Source organism: Flavobacterium sp. (assembly GCF_031422135.1).
GTDB lineage: Bacteria > Bacteroidota > Bacteroidia > Flavobacteriales > Flavobacteriaceae > Flavobacterium.
Window position 1 is genome coordinate 1 of sequence record NZ_JANOQD010000077.1, and the last position, 21,068, is coordinate 21,068.

Genomic DNA, 21,068 nt, shown 5'->3' on the forward strand with positions numbered 1-21,068 from the left:
AGACGTTAAACTCAGTTATATCAGTTGCCCACTTTTGATTTGGTGCGGTTGCCTTAAATTTTCTTGCTAGAATATTTGGTGCAATTTTGCCCTGTTCTCCTTTGTATGATTTATATTTTTTGACTCTAATTAAACTTTTTAGTCCTAATAATTTCATCAATCTTAAAACAGTTTTATGATTGATGATTATTGCTTTACTATTGAGTTCATCAGTAATTCGTCTGTATCCATAACGCCCTTTATGTTTGTGATAAATGAATTTTATCATCTCTTTTATTTGCTGATATTTATCGACTGATTTAGTCTTTTTTTGATGATAATAAAAATTACTTCGTGCTATATTGGTTTGATTTAAAAGTAAATTCAAATCAAATTTATGCCTTAATTCCATTATGGCTTGCGCTTTTTGGCTTTCTCTTCTGCTTGAATCAAGGCGTGCAACTTTTTTAGCAATTCATTTTCACATCTTAGAGCTTCATTCTCTAAAAGAAGCTCATCTTCTCTTGTAAGTGGCTTGTCGGATTTTCTCTTTTTTCGTTTATTGATGTTCATAGATGTTGGTCTGCCTCTAGTTTTAGGTTGTAATCCTTCTAGACCAAAATTAGCAAAATCTTTCTTCCATTTTACAATAATACTTGTATCGGGGATATTAAATTTTATACTTGTTTCGCCCAAAGACAATAAATCTTTGTCAATTGCTTTTAATACTTTCAATTTAAAATCTAACAAATAACTTTGATTCTTTCTTGGTAACAAGCTAATGGCTCCATACTCCTTATAAAATCCAACCCATTTACGAATATTAGATCTACTTAAACCTTTTTGAGCGGAAACATAATTACAAGAATAATGTTTCTCTACTACTAATTTTACACATTCGAGTTTAAATGTGTAATCATATTTGACTTTTCTTCCCATAAAAATACCCCCAAATAGTGTCTAACTTTTTGGGGGCAGTCTATTTGAGGTCGTTTTTTATTTACTTAAAATACTTGAAAGGTACGATTAACATACCAAAGCATTCACCGTGGCCTTTGCCAATATGTTTGTGATGCATTTTGTGCGCTCTTCGAACTGCACGAGCATACATATTATTTGCATTTCTAAACATTTTGAATCGTTGATGAATAAAAATATCGTGAACCAAAAAATAAGTAGCCCCGTAAACAAAAATCCCCAAACCAATAGCCAAACCAATTTCTAAAATTCCGTTTTGCCATAACAAAAAGAAACCAATACTAATAATGGCATAAATAATAAAAAAAGCATCGTTGCGTTCAAACCACGAATCGTGATCCTTCTTGTGATGATCGGCATGCAAACTCCACAAAAAACCGTGCATTATGTATTTGTGGCTAAACCAAGCCATAAATTCCATAAAGAAAAAAGTTGCAAAAAAGACGAGAATATGTAACCACATAATTTTAAAAAATTTAAATTAAATTTAATCGATAACTCACATAACATTTTGCCAAAAGACTAGCTTTTTGATAATCAGCTACTCTTATTCTTGTGTTTTTTATTTCGGCTGAAGGTGTGTTCTTTAGTTTTTTGAGTAATTTTTTGTAATACACATAAGCAGTATAAACACCAAATTTTGCTTCTATTGGTAAGTTCACTATTCCTTGATAACCCGCTTTAAAATCATCTTCAATTTCTTGAATTATTTCTTGTTTGGAAGTTTCATCTAGTTTTGATAAATCGGTATTTGGAAAATAAGTTCGATTCAATCCTTCAAAATCAGCTTTCAAGTCCCTCAAAAAATTCACTTTTTGAAAAGCAGAACCCAATCGCATTGCAGATGCTTTGAGTTTGTCATAAAGTTCATCGTTTCCTCTTACAAATACTTTTAAGCACATAAGTCCAACCACATCGGCACTTCCGTAAATATACTGGTTGTATTCCTCCTGACTGATGTATTCTTTCTTTGTGAGGTCCAATTTCATACTTTTCATAAAAGCGTCAATTAATTCTTTTGGAATTTTGTGCGTTTGAACTGTATGTTGAAAAGAATTCAAAATAGGATTCAAACTTATCTTTTTATTCAAAGCATTTTCTAAATCTTCTTCAAACATTGAAAACAAAACTTCTTTGTCATAATCGTGAAAACTGTCTACAATTTCGTCAGCAAAACGTACAAAACCATATACATTATATATATCTTGTCGTATTGATGGTGCAAGCATTTTCACAGCCGACGAGAACGAGGTGCTGTAGGATTGTGTGACTAGTTTACTACAATCAAAAGAAACGGTGTCAAAAAGTGACTTCATATGATTATGAATATTTTTTTATTAAATCAGATACTAATTTTCCAGAGATTAACGCTGGTGGAACTCCTGGTCCTGGTACAGTTAATTGGCCTGTAAAATATAAATTTTTAACTTTTTTGCTTTTTAATTTGGGTCTCAAAAATGCTGTTTGAAGCAATGTATTTGCCATTCCGTATGCATTTCCCTTATAGGAATTGTATTCTGATACAAAATCATTCACACAAAAAGACTGTTCAAATATAATATTTTTTCTAATATTTTGTTTGGTAATTTTTTCAAATCGTAAGATTATTTTTTCAAAATATTCTTTTCTTAATTCAGGAGTATCTTCTAATCCTGGTGCAATTGGAATCAAGAAAAAACCATTTTCACAACCATCGGGAGCAGTTTTTAAATTTGTTTTTGAGGTAAAATTAGCATAAAACAATGGTTCGTTTGGCCATTTAGGATTATCATAAATGTCTTTAGCGTGCTGTTCAAAATCAACATCAAAAAATAAATTATGATGTGTTACATTATCAAGTTTTTTATCAAAACCAACATAGAATAATAAAGAAGATGGTGCAAAGGTTTTACTGTTCCAATATTTTTCAGAATATTGCCTGAATTCTGGATCTAATAATGTTTCAGTATGATGATAATCAGCTCCTGAAAGCACAATGTCCGACGGTACTATTTTTCCATTTACAATAATTCCTTTGACAGTTTTGTCATTTACAATAATTTTTTCTACAGCTGCATCTGTTTTTATTTTTACACCTAATTCTTGTGCTAAAATGGACATTCCGTTTATCACATCATAAAACCCATTGGTAGGTTGCCAAGTCCCTAATCCAAAATCGGCATAATTCATAAAGCTATAAAACGAAGGCGTATCAGAAGGTTTTGCTCCTAAAAAAAGAACTGGAAATTCTAATATGGATATTAGTTTTGGGTTTGTAAATTTCTTTCTAACATCTTTGCTAATATTTGAAAAAAATTGATCAACTTTTTTAGCAGTTTCTATTGTAATTAACTCAAGTGGAGATTCACCTGGACGATATACTAAATCTTTGATAGCAATATCATAATTGCTTTTAGCGTCAGTTATGAATTTTTCAAGTTTTTCTCCACTTCCAGCTTCAATACATTCAAAGGTATCAATAATTTCAGATAAATTATCAGCAATTGCAATAAAATTATCTACACCAAAGAATACGTTGTATGCTGGTGACAATTTTGTCAACTCATAATAATCTGAAGGTTTCTTCCCAAAGTCGTTAAAAAACTTCTCAAATACGTCTGGCATCCAGTACCAAGATGGTCCCATATCGAATGTAAAGCCATTGACTTTCATTTGTCTTGCTCGACCACCTATTGTTTTGTTTTTTTCGTAAACAGTAACATCATTACCTTGTTTTGCAAGATAACAAGCAGCTGCAAGTGATGAGAATCCGGATCCTAGAATTGCTATTTTTTGGTTCATAAATTACTGAACAATTGTGTTTTAATGTTTTAAAATTTAGAAATTGGCACAAGAATTACATTTCCTTTGCCATTTCTTCTATAGAGTTAAATATTTTGGTTCTTGAATTCAATACTTCGGGGTTAATTTCTTGAACCATTCGACCTATTAACCAAAGATTCGTGTCATTGTTTGCTAAAAGATCCTTGTTTATGGTTTTTATGTAATCAGTAACTTCATTTTTATCTGGTTGAACTGTCATATAACTTACAAAGGTAATGTTATCAAAATATTTCAAGACGTCTTTTAAGCTTTCAGTAGGGATACTCTCGCCTAAATATATTGTTTTATACCCATTTAAAATAAACTCGTAATTCAAGTACATCAATCCAAGTTCGTGTATCTCATTCATAGGCAAGAACAAAACAAAAATTTTATCCGTTCTTGTGGGTTGCTGAACCTGAATTTTTTCGGTATTGATGAGTAGTTTTTGCTTTATCAAATAGCTAATAAAATGCTCGTGCGCTGGGCTAATAGTATCCGATTGCCATAGCAAACCTACCTCATTCATTAAGGGTATAAATACTTCATGAAATACATCTTTAAAGGATTTTTCAGAAAGTAAAGAATTGTATGTTGTAAAAAATAGCGTTTGATCAAAATTCATCATTGCCATTTTAAAAGCGTTGATTGCGTGTGATTTAACACTTTTTTCAGAAATAATCTCTCGAATTAGAATCGGTATTTTTTCTGGTGGATATTTTGAAATTTGTGATATTTTGTAACCGTGATTGTGGAGTAAGGTAATGTTAAGCAGTTTTTGCAAGCTCTGTAAGTCATACAAACGAATGTTAGTTTCAGTTCGCATTGGTTCAAGTACATTGTATCGTTTTTCCCATATCCTTATAGTATGCGCCTTTATCCCCGATAAGTTTTCAAGGTCTTTTATACTAAAAACATTTTTAACATTGTTCATCCTTTCGTAGATTTAGTTAAACAAAATTAAACAAAATAAATGACAATATTCTTAATTTTAGTTAAATTTTGGATTTAGTATTTTTATAAAAAAAATAGCAATCAATTTGATTGCTATTTATAGTGACCACGGTGGGATTTGAACCCACACGCCCTTGCGAGCACCAGCCCCTCAAGCTGGCAAGTCTACCGTTTCTCCACGTGGCCTAAAACAAAAAAAGCCAAACATTACTGTCCGACTTTTGTGACCCGACTGGGGCTCGAACCCAGGACCCCATCATTAAAAGTGATGTGCTCTACCAACTGAGCTATCGAGTCTTTGCATTCAAGAAATAAAATAATAATTTGTGACCCGACTGGGGCTCGAACCCAGGACCCCATCATTAAAAGTGATGTGCTCTACCAACTGAGCTATCGAGTCAATTATTATTTCTTGAATGCGGGTGCAAATATAAGACCTTATTATTTATTTTTCAAAGCAATTTTCTTATAAATTTGTCTTTTTTTTACAAAAGCTTTCAAAGGCTTAATTTATAAGGATTTATCTTGATGAAAAAAATTATATTAGTGGGCTATATGGGCTCTGGAAAATCAGAAATAGGTAAATTACTCTCAAAAGACTGTAATTTACCATTTTTTGATCTAGATATTTTGATTGAAAATGCTCTGTCAAAATCGATTTCTGAGATTTTTGACGAAAAGGGAGAAGTTTATTTTAGAAAAATAGAACACGAAATTTTTCAAAAAACAATACTCTTAAATCAATCTTTTGTATTGAGTCTTGGAGGAGGAACACCTTGTTATGCTGAAAATCATATTTTGCTAAAAGACAAAAGTGTCACTTCGATATACTTAAAAGCAAGTATAACCACCTTGCAAAATCGCTTGAAAGTAAATAGAGCAAGCAGACCACTACTTCAAAATTTATCAGATCAAGAACTTACGGAATTCATTGCCAAGCATCTTTTTGAAAGGAGTTATTATTACAATCAATCCAAAGAGACAGTTGTAGTAGATGGTAAATCACCATTAGAAATTGTTTCTGAAATAGAGAAGTTAATGCATAGTTTATAAATTATACTCCGTTTGAAAACTACAAAAAAGTAAAAAGATATTTTCTTCAAAAAGAGTTTAAAACATCGTTTTGTATATTTAATAAAAAAAGGCAGTCTGAAAAGTAATTTTCGGACTGCTTCTTTAATATATTTTCGCTAAGCCTAAAATAGCTTAATCTTCTATTTTATTTTCAAGTTTTATAAAATTCAATTTACTATTCTTGAACCCATAAGCAAAGTAAAATACCAATCCAACAAGCAACCAAATTCCAAACCATTTCCAGTTAGAAACCGCCATCCCTGTTAGTAAATAGCAACAAGAAATCAAACCTAGCAATGGAATTAAAGAAAGGTTTTTTAGAAATGAAATTCCAGCCATTATAACACACAATATAAAGAAAGCAATCATTGGTAAATTAGTGGCTAATGTATCATCTGTAAAATTAAAAGTATCAGAAAAAAAGTTTGGAATTAAATTATAAACCAAAACTGTAATTAAAATTACTAATGAGGGAAAAATAAATTTTGAATTGATGTATGGTATCCTGAATTTTCCATTTGTAGCACGTTCTGCTAATTCTGCTTCACTTTGAGGAGAAAGCATTAAAACACCGCCACAAACCAGTACAAAAGCAAACAAAGTACCTATGCTGGTAAAATCCAAAACAAAATTTTCGTCAGTAAAAAATATTGGCAAACCAACAACCAATCCTGTTACGATCGAAGCAAATCCTGGAGTTTTATATTTGGGATGAATCTCTGCAAATTTCTTTGGCATTAATCCATCACGACTCATTGTCATCCAGATTCTAGGTTGCCCCATTTGGAAAACCAACATTACACTTGTCATAGCAACTACAGCTGCTATCGATACTATAAATAACATCCATTTCACGCCTTTTAACTCAAATATTTCGGCAAGTGGATCGCTTACACCTAATAATTCATAGGAAACCATTCCAGTAATTACTAATGCCAAAATAATATAAACTACTGTGCAAACGACTAGTGAGTAAATCATTCCTCGTGGTAAATCTCTCTGAGGATTTTTACTTTCTTCCGCCAATGTTGAAACGGCATCAAAACCTATATAGGCAAAGAAAACCGCCGAAACACCACCCATAACACCGCTAAACCCATTAGGCATAAATGGTGTCCAGTTGTTTATATCGATATAAAAAGCACCTACAATGATTACCAATACAATAATGACTAGCTTGATGTAAACCATCACATTACTTATGTTTTTGGATTCTTTAGTACCTCTATAAATCAAAAAAGTAATTAAAATATTGATTAAAACTGCAGGCAAATCGAAAATGATTTTTAAACTTCCAATACTAGGAGCATTTTGCCAAGCTAATAATCCTTCACCAACTTTATTTTCTGTAAATGCTGCATGTGCCGATTTGTAATTTATAGTCAACCATTCAGGTAAATGAATTCCAAAGGTCTCGATTAAATTTGTAAAATAACCGCTCCAAGAAAATGCAATATAAATGTTTCCTATCGAATATTCCATTAGTAAAGCCCAGCCAATAATCCAAGCAAATATTTCCCCAAATGATACATAAGCATAAGTATAGGCACTTCCTGAAACTGGAACTCGTGATGCAAATTCGGCATAACACATTGCAGTAAATCCACACGCTATGGCACACATTGCATACAATAAAATAACGCCTGGACCACCAGAAAAACAGGCATTTCCAATAGCAGAAAAGGTACCGCCACCAATAATGGCTGCAATTCCGAAGAAAGTTAAATCTTTTACGTTCAATACTTTGTTAAGTCCAGAATGATCTCCGTCTCCTCCTTGTTGTAATAGTGTTCCTAATGGTTTTCTTCTAAATAATTTTAAAAAACTCATAAATATGTTGTTTGTATAATTAGGTTGCATTCAGCAAAAGTTAATAAATCATTAAAATTGCAGCAAACAAATATATAAAACCAATCTGAATTATCTGTGTTGACTGGTTTTAATATTTAATTCATAATTTAAAACTATTGATTTATAGATATATATAATTAGAAATGATTATAAAATTAAAATATTTATCTAAATTTATAATAAAAATCAATTACAATGGAAAATATGAAAAACTCAAACGGAGAAGGTAAATGTCCTTTCTCTAGTGGAACAATAAACCAAGCTGCTGGTACAAGTCCGATAAATAGAGACTGGTGGCCCAATCAGTTAAAATTGAATATTCTTCGTCAACATTCGTCATTATCCAATCCGATGGATGCCAATTTTAATTATGCTGAAGCTTTTAAAAGCGTCAATTTTAGCGAATTAAAAAAAGACATAAATGATTTAATGACAACATCACAAGATTGGTGGCCCGCAGATTATGGACATTATGGTCCATTTATGATTAGAATGGCTTGGCACGCAGCAGGAACTTATCGAATTGGTGATGGCCGTGGTGGAGCAGGTTCAGGAATGCAGCGTTTTGCACCATTGAACAGTTGGCCAGATAACGGAAATTTGGACAAAGCAAGACTTTTACTTTGGCCAGTAAAACAAAAATATGGAAAAAAAGTTTCTTGGGCAGATTTAATGGTTCTTGCAGGAAATTGTGCTTTGGAAACTATGGATTTTAAAACTTTTGGTTTTGCTGGTGGACGTGAAGATGCTTGGGAACCGCAAGAAGATATTTATTGGGGGTCAGAAAAAGAATGGTTAGGTGACAAACGTTATTCGGGCGATCGCGAACTTGAAAACCCACTTGGAGCAGTTCAAATGGGATTGATTTATGTGAACCCGCAAGGGCCAAATGGCAATCCTGATATTTTGGGTTCTGCTCGAGATATTCGCGAAACTTTCGGAAGAATGGCAATGAATGATGAAGAAACGGTTGCATTAGTTGCAGGCGGACATACTTTCGGGAAAATGCACGGTGCTGCAGATCCAGGCGTATATGTTGGACCAGAACCAGAAGGCGCAAGTATAGAAGAGCAAAGTTTAGGTTGGAAAAACACATTCGAATCTGGAAAAGGCGAACATGCGATTACAAGCGGATTAGAAGGTGCTTGGACAACAACACCAACAAAATGGAGCAATAATTATTTTGAAAACTTGTTTGGTTTCGAATGGGAATTGACTCAAAGTCCAGCTGGTGCACATCAATGGAAACCAGTAAATGGTGGCGGTGCAGGAACAGTTCCAGATGCTCACAATCCAGCAAAAAGTCACGCTCCGGTTATGACAACTGCCGATTTAGCAATGAGATTTGATCCAGCTTATGAGAAAATATCTAGACGTTTTTTTGAAAATCCTGACGAATTAGCTGATGCTTTTGGTCGAGCTTGGTTCAAGTTAACGCACCGAGATATGGGACCAATAGAAAGATATTTAGGTCCAGAAGTTCCTAAAGAAGAATTAATTTGGCAAGATCCAATTTCGAAAAGTGTAAATAATTTAATTGATAATAATGATGTTAATTCGTTAAAATCTAAAATATCAGAATCTGGATTATCAGTTTCTGAAATGGTTTCAACTGCTTGGTCATCTGCTTCTACATTTAGAAATTCAGACAAACGTGGTGGTGCAAATGGAGCAAGAATAGCATTGGAGCCACAAAAAAATTGGGAAGCAAACAATCCAATTCAATTGGATAAAGTATTATCAGTTTTGAAAGGAATTCAATCTTCATTTAATTCACAATCAACTGGAAAACAAGTTTCGTTAGCAGATTTAATAGTTTTGGCTGGAAATGTTGGCGTTGAAAAAGCGGCGCAAAATGCAGGTCATTCGGTAAATGTTCCTTTCAAATCAGGAAGAGCCGATGCTACTCAAGCACAAACTGATGTTGCTTCGTTTATGGTTTTGGAACCAAAAGCAGATGGTTTTATCAATTACAAAAAATCTAAACATTCTGTTTCGGCAGAAGAAATGTTGGTAGACAAAGCACAATTAATGACTTTGACCGTTCCAGAAATGACGGTTTTGGTTGGTGGAATGAGAGTTTTGAATACCAATTTTAATGAAACTAAATATGGCGTTTTTACAAATAAGTCAGAAACTTTAACTAATGATTTTTTCTTAAATTTGTTAGATATGAATACAACTTGGAAATCAATTTCTGATTCACAAGATTTATTTGAAGGTCGTGACCGTAAAACAGGCGAATTGAAATGGACTGGTTCCAGAGTTGATTTAATTTTTGGATCTAACTCAGAATTGAGAGCGATTGCCGAAGTTTATGGTTGTTCAGATTCTGAAGAGCAATTTGTAAATGACTTTGTATCAGCTTGGAATAAAGTAATGAATTTGGATCGCTTTGATTTGGATTAAAAAATAAATTGCAGTAGTCTAAAAAGATGGTTTGGAAACAAACCACCTTTTTTAATACAAATTAGTTGAGTTTTCAATTTTGTTTTTACTGATTTTTATTTAGTATTAACTGAGTTGAATCAGTAATTTTATTTAACTACATAAATTAACATAGAATTTTAAGATAAAAAAAGTCGTTTCGCGCAATTTTAGTAAACATAACTATGCAAATAATTTTCTGTAAAACTTTTTTCTGTATTTCTTTGTGGTAAAAATCAATAATTAACTCCTTTTAACCCGTTGGGTGTAATTAGTTTTTAATGATAATTTTTCGCCAGTTCGAATGATTTTAAAAAAAAAATTGCCCTTCGCCTTAGCTCAGGATGACAGAACAAGAAAAACAACATTAAAAACGGTTCTCGATACACATCACTTCGAGTAGCGAAGCGTATCGAGAAGTTTTGTTCCGTTTCTTTGCACAAAAAAATATTCGAACTGACGTTTCTCCATAATTACACCCAACGGGTTTCCTATTATTAAGTAATTAAAAAGGGATGTTAATAAGAAATTCTAAAAATACTGACTTAACTATTTAGTCTTAAATTAGTTGCTTTTTATGATTTGTCAATTTTAAAAACAGATAAGTTTATATTATCATTATATAAGAAAATACAATAATTATATATTTAAAAACACTAATTATGAGCTAATTTTGCATAAAATTTAAAAAATACAATTATGTCATTAGTAGGGAAAAAATTTCCAAACATTACCGTAGATGCTATCTCAGAAATGGGAGATAATTTAAGAATCAATGTACTTGAAGAGGCTACAAAAAACAAGAAAAAAGTTTTATTATTCTGGTATCCAAAAGATTTTACTTTTGTTTGTCCTACTGAACTGCACGCTTTTCAAGCTGCTTTGCCAGAATTTGAAAAAAGAAATACAATAGTTATAGGCGCCTCTTGCGATACTAACGAAGTACATTTTGCTTGGTTGAATACTGCTAAAAACAATGGTGGAATAGAAGGTGTAACATATCCTTTGCTTGCTGATACAACTAGAAATTTGGCAATGGTTTTGGGAATTCTTGATGCAGAATTAGTATACGATGAAGTTTCTGACGAAGAATTAATTGAAGGTTCAAACGTTACTTACAGGGCAACCTATTTAATCGACGAAACTGGAAAAATTTTCCACGAAAGTGTGAACGACATGCCATTAGGTAGAAACGTAAACGAATATTTACGTATGGTTGACGCTTACACACACATACAAACCAAAGGGGAAGTTTGTCCAGCCAACTGGGAAGCAGGAAAAGATGCTATGACAGCAGATAGAACCAGTACTGCTGCTTATTTATCATCAATGAACTAAAATAATAAAAACTGCAATGGCAATAGTCGATTTCATTATAAAATAGTGAAAATGGAAATTGCCATTGCTTTTTTAAATAAAAAAATATGTTACAAGAATTAGAAAAAGATAATTTGCAAGAAATTGTAAACTCAAATCCTATAGTTGTGGTTCAATATTCAGCCTCTTGGTGTGGTAATTGTCGTATTATGAAGCCAAAGTTCAAAAAACTAGCCTCAGAGAACGAAAATGTAACTTTCATAATTGCTGATGCAGAAAATTTTCCTGAATCCAGAAAATTGGCTACTGTAGATAATTTACCAACATTTGCTACTTTCAAAAATGGTGTTTTTGTTAACCAAACACAAACCAATAAAGCGGAAGTTTTAATTGATTTTGTAAACGAAGTACTTTAATAGATAATTAGGATTGTTTGATTTTTCGAATAGTCAAATTATCAAAAATCAAACTATTTAAAACAATGAAATTACCAGTAATAAAACATCTTACCCAATTCATAGAAGAAAACGATCAAGATTATCTAATTGAAACCATTGAAGTTCTGGAAGCATTGACAGAACTGTCGGCTTTAAAAGACGAAGAATTAGACGTGATAGGCGAGTTAATCTCCAATATGTATGGTGCACTTGAAGTGCATAAAATGATTAAACAAGGTAAAGATAAAAAAGAAGCACTAAACGATTTTATGAAACGCGTTTTAGGTGCAATAGACAAATAGTAAAAAGCTTCCGCAATTAACGGGAGCTTTTTTTATGGAGTAAAAACACCTTTATAGTTTTGCCAATGACTAAAAATTAGAAATAAGTTTCCTAGAAATATAAAAATAGCCAGTGCTAATGTTTCAGGGGTCAGATAAAAGTTAATTAATAAAATATTTAAAGTAACTGGAAGTATAATAATGTTAGCTAGCGAAACGTATTTGCCTACTAAAAAAGAAATTCCACACAATAATTCTAATGCTTTTGCTAAAGGCAATATGTAAGACGAAGCAACAATTCCAACTTGAAATGCTTTAAAAGCACCTGTTGTTTCTGGCTCTGGAGTAAGCTTTAAAAAAAAACTAACAGAAGCGTAAATAAACAATAAACCGAGTAAAACACGAATAACAAGGGTGGCTATTTTCATAATATTGATTTTTATTTTGTTTCACTTTCAAAATTACAAAAAAAACAAACAATATGCGCATAATCTATTAAAAATCAGTCTATAATATTGTTATTTGTATTTAAATTCAATAGTTTTATAGTTTGTTTTCTTCAACAAAATGTTCGCAATATGATTTTATCATTTCTCGAACTCGCTCAAATTCTACTAAAATTTCTTTTTCAGTTCCAATCGCTTTTGCAGGATCTGGGAAATTGTAATGAAATGTAATCGCTTTTGTTGGAAAATAAGGACAATTCTCTTTTGCATTATCACAAACCGTGATGACAAAATCGAAATTTACATCGAAATACTCATCAATGTGATTGGATGTATGATTTGAAATATCAATACCATCGGCCTCCATAGTAACAATAGCTTTTGGATTTACACCGTGGGTTTCTATACCAGCCGAATAGATTTTCACTTGGTTTTTATTTGTAAAAAAATCTAAGTATCCGTGAGCAATTTGGCTACGACAGCTGTTTCCTGTGCAAAGGACCAATATGTTTTTCATAAAATTAAATTTAAACGAATAACCACAATATATTAATAATTGTAAAACGAGCGTCAAATCCGTATATTAGATTTAGAGCTGTAATACTAAATATAATAATTATTGGTTTCTAATATTTTATTATTTTTTCTTTCATAATATTAGCAACAATTTGATTCGGGAGAACAGCTTAATGCAATTTGAGCTTGTAAATCACTCATTTTTATTTTTACTTTCTCAAGTGGAAGTCCACAAGAATTTTTAGCTAGGCAATTCGTTTGTGTATTGGTCAAAATGAATTGATTATTGATAAAATCTAGACCAAATTTCCCTGTAGTATCTTGTTGGTATTCGATTTCAATATCTAAATCTTGTCCTTCAAACATTTTTTCAGTAGAATTTATGATTTTGACAACCATTTTCGGATCCAATCTATGACAATAATCGACCGAAGTCCACAATTGTAATGTTGCAGTTTTCTGAATTCTGAAAGTATTTCCACAATCAGTAAAATTTTTGGTTGTCATTCCAACCTCAGTAATATGAAAATGCGAAGGGATTTTTTGTCCGTTTGATAAATAAAAGTCTAAGGTTTCAAGACCTTCAAGTTTTGTTTTAAATTCTGATAGTTTCATAATAAATTAGTTTTTAGAAATTGAATACATTTATGTAACTAGCAACATTTATTTTTTAATGATGACCTAATGTTTGAAAAATATTCTTCAAATACTTTCAGAAATTTAGTGTCAATACAATAACAAATTGCATTACCTTCGATTTTACCTTTTATAATCCCTGCATTTTTTAACTCTTTTAAATGTTGCGAAATTGTAGGTTGAGCAAGTGGTAATTCGTTAACAATATCACCACAAATACAAGTGTCAACTTTGAGTAAATAAGCTATAATTGCGACTCTTGCTGGATGGGATAATGCTTTAAATAATATGGCAAGCTTATTTTGTTCGTCAGAAAAAAATTCTGATTTTGTGGTTCCCATAATATGGTTTATTTGTATATTGCAATATTACAATATATTTTTTAAAAACCAATTTATTTTTATGAATTTTTCTAAATAAATTTTTCTTACTTTTGGGATTCAAAGATATATAAAAATGGCATCAATAACATTAGGCGGAAACGCTATAAATACATCAGGAAATTTACCTAAAGTAGGAATTAAAGCACCTGATTTTCAAATGATAAAAAACGATTTATCTGTTGCTAACCTTTCAGACTATAAAGGAGTTAAATTGGTTTTAAATATTTTTCCAAGTATCGATACGGCTACTTGTGCTACATCAGTACGGAAATTTAATGAAACTGCTAGCAAGCTATCAAACACAAAAGTATTGTGCATTTCTCGTGATTTGCCTTTTGCTCAAAAGCGTTTTTGTGGTGCTGAAGGATTAGAAAATGTAGAAAATTTATCTGATTTTAAGGATGGTAGTTTTGGAAAAAATTATGGTTTAGAAATTGTAGATTCAGTTTTGGCAGGTTTGCATTCTAGAGCAGTTGTTGTAATTGACGAAAATGGAATTGTAAAATATACAGAGCAAGTTCCTGAAATTGCTGATGAACCTAACTACGATGTTGCTTTAGCTTCATTATAGTATGAGTTCTAATTTTGAAAAAGACAACACTTTTTTTACAGGTCGTTTAAAAAGTCTAGGATTTGCTTTGAAAGGAGCGATCAAGCTGATTACTACCGAACATAGTGTTATGGTACAATCATCTTTAGTAGTCATTTTTACTATTGCTGGATTTTATTTTGGAATTTCTAGAATAGATTGGATGTTCCAAATCTTTATGTTTGGACTCGTTTTAAGTATTGAAGGCTTAAATACTGCTGTGGAAAAAGTAGCTGATTTTATTCATCCTGATTATCACGAAAGAATTGGATTTATAAAAGATATTGCCGCCGGAGCTGTTTTTTTTGCTGCTATTACGGCAATTGCTATTGGTTTAATGATATATTTGCCATTATTTTTTTAACTAAAATATTATTTTCATTTTTTTAAATGGCTAAAACATCTAAGAAAGCAGTAAAATCTGCAGAGAATTCTGAAACTGGTTTATTGCGTCGTTCTAGTATGTCACGCCAATATAAAATTGCTTTGGGCGTTTTATTAGTGCTATTATCTATTGCGCTTGCCATCTCTTTTATTTCTTATTTTATAAATGGAAAATTTGACCAAAGTGAGATTAATGATTTCACGAACAGGAATGCCAATGTTCAAAACTGGCTAGGCAAATTTGGAGCTTTTCTGTCTGATTTTTTTATATACAAAGGATTTGGAGTGGCATCTTTTATAATTGTTAGACTTCTGTTTTTAACTGGAGCTTATCTGGTTTTAGATTTAGCGATGTCGAAACTTAAAAAAACTTGGTTTTGGGATACTTTTGTTATTATTATTGTCTCTATTTTATTTGGTTTCTTTGATAGTTACTTGCCAGATTTAGGTGGAATTATAGGATTTGAAATGAATTCTTTTTCACAGGATTTTATAGGAAAAACGGGAACTTTACTAGTATTGTTATTTGGAATTGTACTCTATTTATTATTTAAAATAAAAGTATCACCCGATAAAATTATAGGTTTCTTTGAGAAACCCGAAAAACAAGACTCTATTAATGATCTTTCTTCAAATGGCACTATAAAGTCCTACAATTTAGAAGAATTTGCGACTAGTGAATTTCAAGAAGAAAAATTAGGCGAAATTTCACTAAAACCTACTTCACAATTTGAAATTAATAAAGAATCATTAAAACCAACTATTTCAAAAATTTCTGAACTCGTTCTTCAAACCACTAATCAAGAAGAGGTTTTGCAAGATAAAAATCAAAAAACAGAAGAAGAGTTTGTCATTGAGAAAGCGGAAGAAGAAGATATTATTGAAGAAAATTTAGCATCTAGATTAGTGGCTGATTTTGGTGAGTTTGATCCAACATTAGATTTGTCCAACTATAAATACCCTACAATCGACCTGTTGAGAGATTATTCTTCTGGTGGAATAACTATTAATCAAGCCGAATTAGAAGAAAATAAAAATAAAATTGTAGAAACGCTTCGCAATTACAAAATTGAAATTGCACAAATAAAAGCAACTGTTGGGCCTTCGGTTACATTATACGAAATTGTTCCAGAAGCGGGAATCAGAATTTCAAAAATTAAAAGTTTAGAAGATGATATTGCATTGTCACTTGCCGCATTGGGGATTCGTATTATTGCGCCTATACCAGGGAAAGGCACAATAGGTATAGAAGTTCCAAACAAAAACCCTACAACAGTTTCTATGAAATCTGTAATAGGTTCAGCTAAGTTTCAAGAAGCTGAAATGGAATTGCCCATAGCACTTGGGAAAACAATTTCAAATGAAACTTTTGTTGTCGATCTTGCAAAAATGCCTCATTTATTAATGGCTGGAGCAACAGGTCAAGGAAAATCAGTTGGATTAAATGCAGTTTTAACTTCTTTATTATACAAAAAACATCCAGCAGAAGTTAAATTTGTTTTGGTGGATCCCAAAAAAGTAGAACTGACACTTTTTAACAAAATAGAACGTCATTATTTAGCAAAATTACCAGATACTGACGAAGCCATTATTACAGATAACGCAAAAGTTGTAGCAACATTAAACTCACTTTGTGTAGAAATGGACAACCGTTATTCTTTGTTAAAAGACGCAATGGTTAGAAATATTAAAGAATACAACGAAAAATTTAAGCTTCGAAAATTAAATCCAGAAGCAGGACATCGCTTTTTGCCATACATTGTATTAGTTGTAGATGAATTTGCCGATTTGATTATGACCGCTGGAAAAGAAGTAGAATTGCCTATTGCACGACTAGCACAATTAGCAAGAGCTATTGGAATTCATTTGATTATTGCCACACAACGACCATCAGTAAATGTAATTACAGGTATGATTAAAGCCAATTTTCCAGCAAGAATAGCTTTTAGAGTAACATCAAAAATAGATTCCAGAACCATTTTAGATTCTGGTGGAGCAGACCAGTTAATTGGTCGTGGTGATATGTTATTTAGTAATGGTAACGACTTGGTTCGTGTACAATGCGCTTTTGTAGATACACCCGAAGTCGAAAAAATAACAGAGTTTATAGGTGCTCAAAAGGCTTATGCAACGGCGTATCTACTTCCTGAATTTGTAGGCGAAGAAAGCGGCATAAATCTTGATATTGATATTTCAGAACGGGATAGTTTGTTTCGTGAAGCTGCTGAAGTGATTGTGAATGCACAACAAGGATCGGCTTCGCTAATTCAACGAAAGTTGAAATTAGGATACAACAGAGCGGGTCGTTTAATTGATCAGCTAGAAGCTGCAGGTATTGTTGGTCCTTTCGAAGGAAGTAAGGCTCGTGGTGTTAATATTCCTGATATTATTGCTTTGGAGCAATTTTTTAAAAATGAACAAAATAATAATAGTTAATAATAAAATGAAAAAAGCAATCCTATTTTTACTCTTTATTCTGAGTCTTTCAACACAAGCGCAAGATGCTGTAAAGGCTAAAGCATTGTTAGACAAGGTTTCAGCAACTGCTAAAGGATATAAAAATATTCAAATTGATTTTAAGTATTCCTTGAATAATCCGAAAGAAAAAATCAATCAAGAAAACAAAGGGAATGTTGCACTTGCTGGAAATAAATATTTTTTAAATTTTTTAGGAGTTACAAAACTAAGCGATGGTAAAAAGGTATACACCATTTCGACAGAAGATGAAGAAATAACGGTTTCTAGTATTGGTAATGACGATGCAGAAACACCTGAGAAAATGTTAACTTTTTTCAACAAAGGGTATAAATACAATTGGGATATTTCTCAAAACATAAAAGGCAAAAAAATTCAATATGTGAAGTTAATACCTATCAGTTCCAAAGACGACAGAAAACAAATTCTTGTTGGTGTTGATGTAAAAACGAATCAGATATACAACACAATATCTCTGGGGAAAAATGGAACAACAGTTACATTGACTGTTAATTCTTTCAAAACCAATCAAGCATTGCCAAAAAATCATTTTACTTTTGTGGCGAGTAAATATCCTAACTTTTACATCAATAAATTGGACTAATTGGGAATGAAAATCCTTGACAGATATCTTTTAAAAACCTATTTGATTACATTTACATCAGTATTTGTAATCTTATTTTTTACGTTTATACTTCAAACTATTTGGTTATTCATATCGGAATTGGCAGGAAAAGATTTGGATTTAATTATGATTTTCAAATTTTTACTGTTTGCCTCTCCTAAATTGATTCCAATGGTTCTTCCATTAACTGTTTTGTTATCCGCTATTATGACTTTTGGAGATATGGCAGAAAACTACGAGTTTGCAGCAATGAAATCAGCAGGAGTTTCTTTTCAAAGAACCATAAAAGGATTGTCTATTTTTATTGTATTATTAGGTTTCTGTTCCTTCTTCTTTGCTAATAATATTATACCTTATGCGGAATACAAGTTTATAAATTTCAGAAAAAATATAGCTCAAGTTAAACCAGCTATGGCAATTGCAGAAGGTCAATTTAGTACAATTGGAAATATTAATATTAAAGTTAACAAGAAAACAGGTGAAAAAGATGAGTTTCTAGAAGGAGTTACAATGCATAAAAAATCCAATCTTGGCGAAGGAGCAAAAACGGTAATTAAATCAAAAAGAGGTGTATTGGTAAGTAGCGAAAATTCAAGTTTGTTAAAATTAGTTTTATTTGATGGTTATTATTATGAAGATATAGTTCCTAAAAATTATCAAGATCGGGATAAAATGCCCTTTGCAAAAGTTTACTTCAAAAAATACACTATTAATATAGATTTGTCTAAACTTAATACAGTAGATGTAGATAAAGAACAAATAGCTAATACAAGTGCAATGTTAACATTCAAAGAGTTAAAATATTCTATAGATTCATTAACGACTAATTTCAATAGAGAATTAGCGTCAATGTCTGAAAATTCATATCAAAGATTAGGCGTTAATACAAATACAATTGCAGATTCTATTGTTTCAAAAAAATCAAAAACCCCAGAACTAACAAGTTTTTTGACTAAAGACGAAAAATCAAGAATTTTAGATATTGCATTAAGTGATGCCAAAAGTTCACATCAAACTTCAGAAATGAATGATATGATGTTTAAATTAGTAAAAAAAGAAATTAACAATCATTCCATTGCAATGCATGAAAAGTTTGTGATTGGTTTCTCCTGTTTGTTAATGTTTTTTATAGGGGCACCATTGGGAGCCATCATAAGAAAAGGAGGATTAGGATTGCCAATAGTGTTTGCTATGCTTATTTTTATTACTTTTCATTTCTTAAATACATTTGGTAAAAAATTAGCGCAGGAATCAGGAACAACGCCCTTTATAGGAGCTTGGATTGCTACAATAGTGCTTACGCCCTTGGCTTTTTATTTGACAAGAAAAGCTTTAAATGATAGTGGAGATATTAATTTTGATGGAATTATAGAGCCATTACAAAAAGTATATAATAAAATTTTTAAACGAAATAAAACAGAATAAATGGCAGCTCAAATTATAAAGTTAAACACCATAGAAGAAGCCATAGAAGACATTCGTCAAGGTAAAATAATCATTGTGGTTGATGATGAAGATCGAGAAAACGAAGGAGATTTTTTAGCCGCTGCCGAAAAAATTACGCCAGAAATGGTTAATTTTATGGCTACTCACGGACGAGGATTGATATGCGCACCACTTACCGAAAGCCGTTGTAAAGAATTAGAACTTCGCCCAATGGTTTCTAATAATACGGATCATATGGAAACCGCATTTACGGTTTCAGTCGATTTGAAAGGAAATGGAGTAACAACAGGCATTTCTGCATCAGATCGAGCAAAAACGATATTATCATTAGTAGATTCAAAAACGAAACCATACGAATTAGCAAGGCCCGGACATATTTTTCCATTAGTAGCAAAACAAGGAGGTGTTTTGAGACGTACAGGTCATACCGAAGCGGCTATTGATTTTGCTAGATTAGCAGGATTTAAACCAGCAGGAGTTATTGTTGAAATCATGAATGAAGATGGTTCAATGGCTCGATTACCAGAGTTGGTTGATGTAGCAAAAAAATTCAATTTAAAATTAGTTTCCATTGAAGATTTAGTAGCTTATAGAATGCAGCATGACAGTTTGATTATCAAAAAAGAAGATTTTGAGATACAAACACGTTTTGGAAATTTTAGACTTCGTGCCTATGAGCAAACTACAAATAAACAAATACATATCGCATTAACTAAGGGTACTTGGAATAATGGAGAGTCAGTATTAACTAGGATTAATTCTTCACAAGTCAATAATGATTTGCTGGGAACATTAACAAATAATGCAGATAAGCAACTAGATGATATGTTCAAAATAATAAATGAGCAGGGACAAGGCGCAGTAATTTTCATCAATCAAGATATGCAATCTGTTAATCTTTTAAGTCGAATTTCAGAATTAAAAGAATTGCAAACAAAAGGCGAAATGAAAGCGCCAAAAATTGTAATTGATAGTAAAGATTTTGGTATAGGAGCTCAAATATTGCACGATATTGATATTTCTAAAATAAGATTGGTTTCCAATACGGCCGAAAAGTCAAAACGAGTAGGAATGATTGGATATGGATTAGAGATTATGGAGTATGTAAATTATTAATGAATTATACTTTGTAAATCATACAAAATGAAATAGTTAAAAAATAAATATTTTTTATTGTAAAAAAATTTTGTAAAAAACAAAAAAGCTTACTATATTTGCACTCGCAATACAGCAATGTATGTGACGCTCACTGGAGAAATGGCAGAGCGGTCGAATGCGGCAGTCTTGAAAACTGTTGACTGTCACAGGTCCGGGGGTTCGAATCCCTCTTTCTCCGCCAGTAGAAATACAAATTGAATTAAAACCCTTTAAATCGTATGATTTAAAGGGTTTTTTCGTTTACAACACCTTCAAATTATTCATTAATGCGTGAACCTAAAGGGATAAAATCGGTTACCCTAAACTATCC

General features: G+C 31.8%; 22 protein-coding genes and 4 tRNA genes. 12 read left to right on the plus strand and 14 right to left on the minus strand.

Annotated elements, in window-relative coordinates:
- The 9 genes from RMO70_RS10450 to RMO70_RS10490 form a co-directional block, all read right to left on the minus strand.
- Nucleotides 1-268: IS3 family transposase (locus tag RMO70_RS10450; protein ID WP_310556384.1), on the minus strand; the 268-nt coding region annotated here is incomplete at its 3' end.
- A gap of 122 nt (nt 269-390) precedes the next feature.
- Nucleotides 391-918 (minus strand): helix-turn-helix domain-containing protein, encoded by a 528-nt coding sequence (locus RMO70_RS10455; RefSeq protein WP_310556385.1) that lies wholly within the window; start codon nt 916-918, stop codon nt 391-393.
- Nucleotides 919-979: 61 nt separating this feature from the next.
- Nucleotides 980-1,420 (minus strand): sterol desaturase family protein, encoded by a 441-nt coding sequence (locus tag RMO70_RS10460; protein ID WP_310556386.1) that lies wholly within the window; start codon nt 1,418-1,420, stop codon nt 980-982.
- 13 nt (nt 1,421-1,433) lie between these two features.
- Complete coding sequence (locus tag RMO70_RS10465; RefSeq protein ID WP_310556387.1) at nt 1,434-2,273, minus strand: phytoene/squalene synthase family protein; 840 nt, start codon at nt 2,271-2,273, stop codon at nt 1,434-1,436.
- Nucleotides 2,274-2,277: 4 nt separating this feature from the next.
- A complete protein-coding gene (locus tag RMO70_RS10470; protein ID WP_310556388.1) occupies nt 2,278-3,738 on the minus strand; it encodes a phytoene desaturase family protein in 1,461 nt (486 codons plus the stop codon).
- A gap of 55 nt (nt 3,739-3,793) precedes the next feature.
- Complete coding sequence (locus tag RMO70_RS10475) at nt 3,794-4,693, minus strand: MerR family transcriptional regulator (RefSeq protein ID WP_310556389.1); 900 nt, start codon at nt 4,691-4,693, stop codon at nt 3,794-3,796.
- Nucleotides 4,694-4,816: 123 nt separating this feature from the next.
- Nucleotides 4,817-4,899 (minus strand) — tRNA-Leu (locus RMO70_RS10480).
- Nucleotides 4,900-4,937: 38 nt separating this feature from the next.
- A tRNA-Lys gene (locus RMO70_RS10485) sits at nt 4,938-5,010 on the minus strand.
- A gap of 30 nt (nt 5,011-5,040) precedes the next feature.
- A tRNA-Lys gene (locus tag RMO70_RS10490) sits at nt 5,041-5,113 on the minus strand.
- A 128-nt stretch (nt 5,114-5,241) separates the two neighbouring features.
- Between RMO70_RS10490 and RMO70_RS10495 the strand changes: the two genes are divergently transcribed.
- Entirely contained in the window at nt 5,242-5,766 is a 525-nt protein-coding gene (locus tag RMO70_RS10495) for a shikimate kinase (protein ID WP_310556390.1), read from the plus strand.
- Nucleotides 5,767-5,919: 153 nt separating this feature from the next.
- On the opposite strand, the gene RMO70_RS10500 is transcribed toward RMO70_RS10495, so the two are convergent.
- Nucleotides 5,920-7,617, minus strand: a complete 1,698-nt coding sequence (locus tag RMO70_RS10500; protein WP_310556391.1) for an amino acid permease — start codon at nt 7,615-7,617, stop codon at nt 5,920-5,922.
- 216 nt (nt 7,618-7,833) lie between these two features.
- Between RMO70_RS10500 and katG the strand changes: the two genes are divergently transcribed.
- The 4 genes from katG (at nt 7,834) to RMO70_RS10520 (ending at nt 12,121) form a co-directional block, all read left to right on the plus strand.
- Nucleotides 7,834-10,047, plus strand: a complete 2,214-nt coding sequence (gene katG / locus RMO70_RS10505) for a catalase/peroxidase HPI (RefSeq protein WP_310556392.1) — start codon at nt 7,834-7,836, stop codon at nt 10,045-10,047.
- 717 nt (nt 10,048-10,764) lie between these two features.
- On the plus strand, nt 10,765-11,403 hold the full coding sequence (locus tag RMO70_RS10510) for a peroxiredoxin (protein ID WP_310556393.1): 639 nt from the start codon (nt 10,765-10,767) through the stop codon (nt 11,401-11,403).
- A gap of 86 nt (nt 11,404-11,489) precedes the next feature.
- A complete protein-coding gene (locus RMO70_RS10515; RefSeq protein WP_310556394.1) occupies nt 11,490-11,798 on the plus strand; it encodes a thioredoxin family protein in 309 nt (102 codons plus the stop codon).
- A gap of 65 nt (nt 11,799-11,863) precedes the next feature.
- Complete coding sequence (locus RMO70_RS10520) at nt 11,864-12,121, plus strand: DUF6952 family protein (protein ID WP_310556395.1); 258 nt, start codon at nt 11,864-11,866, stop codon at nt 12,119-12,121.
- 32 nt (nt 12,122-12,153) lie between these two features.
- On the opposite strand, the gene RMO70_RS10525 is transcribed toward RMO70_RS10520, so the two are convergent.
- The 4 genes from RMO70_RS10525 to RMO70_RS10540 form a co-directional block, all read right to left on the minus strand.
- Nucleotides 12,154-12,528, minus strand: a complete 375-nt coding sequence (locus RMO70_RS10525) for a DoxX family membrane protein (RefSeq protein WP_310556396.1) — start codon at nt 12,526-12,528, stop codon at nt 12,154-12,156.
- Nucleotides 12,529-12,643: 115 nt separating this feature from the next.
- Nucleotides 12,644-13,063 carry an arsenate reductase ArsC gene (locus tag RMO70_RS10530; RefSeq protein WP_310556397.1) on the minus strand — a complete coding sequence of 140 codons (420 nt, stop codon included), beginning with the start codon at nt 13,061-13,063 and terminating at the stop codon, nt 12,644-12,646.
- A 140-nt stretch (nt 13,064-13,203) separates the two neighbouring features.
- Nucleotides 13,204-13,677 carry a DUF6428 family protein gene (locus RMO70_RS10535; RefSeq protein WP_310556398.1) on the minus strand — a complete coding sequence of 158 codons (474 nt, stop codon included), beginning with the start codon at nt 13,675-13,677 and terminating at the stop codon, nt 13,204-13,206.
- Between the two features lie 38 nt (nt 13,678-13,715).
- On the minus strand, nt 13,716-14,039 hold the full coding sequence (locus RMO70_RS10540) for a metalloregulator ArsR/SmtB family transcription factor (protein WP_310556399.1): 324 nt from the start codon (nt 14,037-14,039) through the stop codon (nt 13,716-13,718).
- Nucleotides 14,040-14,154: 115 nt separating this feature from the next.
- Here RMO70_RS10540 and tpx point away from each other — a divergent pair, with 115 nt between their 5' ends.
- From tpx to RMO70_RS10575, 7 genes are all read left to right on the plus strand, one after another.
- Complete coding sequence (gene tpx / locus RMO70_RS10545; protein ID WP_310556400.1) at nt 14,155-14,652, plus strand: thiol peroxidase; 498 nt, start codon at nt 14,155-14,157, stop codon at nt 14,650-14,652.
- Nucleotide 14,653: 1 nt separating this feature from the next.
- Nucleotides 14,654-15,034: a diacylglycerol kinase family protein gene (locus RMO70_RS10550; RefSeq protein WP_310556401.1), complete on the plus strand. Its 381-nt coding sequence runs from the start codon at nt 14,654-14,656 to the stop codon at nt 15,032-15,034.
- Nucleotides 15,035-15,060: 26 nt separating this feature from the next.
- Nucleotides 15,061-17,490, plus strand: coding sequence for a DNA translocase FtsK (locus RMO70_RS10555; protein WP_310556402.1), 2,430 nt, complete (start codon nt 15,061-15,063; stop codon nt 17,488-17,490).
- A 7-nt stretch (nt 17,491-17,497) separates the two neighbouring features.
- Entirely contained in the window at nt 17,498-18,133 is a 636-nt protein-coding gene (locus RMO70_RS10560) for a LolA family protein (RefSeq protein ID WP_409025078.1), read from the plus strand.
- A 6-nt stretch (nt 18,134-18,139) separates the two neighbouring features.
- The gene (locus tag RMO70_RS10565; protein ID WP_310556404.1) at nt 18,140-19,579 is read left to right on the plus strand and encodes an LptF/LptG family permease; all 1,440 of its coding nucleotides are present in this window, start codon (nt 18,140-18,142) and stop codon (nt 19,577-19,579) included.
- The gene (ribB, locus tag RMO70_RS10570; protein WP_310556405.1) at nt 19,580-20,716 is read left to right on the plus strand and encodes a 3,4-dihydroxy-2-butanone-4-phosphate synthase; all 1,137 of its coding nucleotides are present in this window, start codon (nt 19,580-19,582) and stop codon (nt 20,714-20,716) included.
- 135 nt (nt 20,717-20,851) lie between these two features.
- Nucleotides 20,852-20,939: transfer RNA gene (locus RMO70_RS10575), tRNA-Ser, on the plus strand.
- Nucleotides 20,940-21,068: the final 129 nt, after the last annotated feature.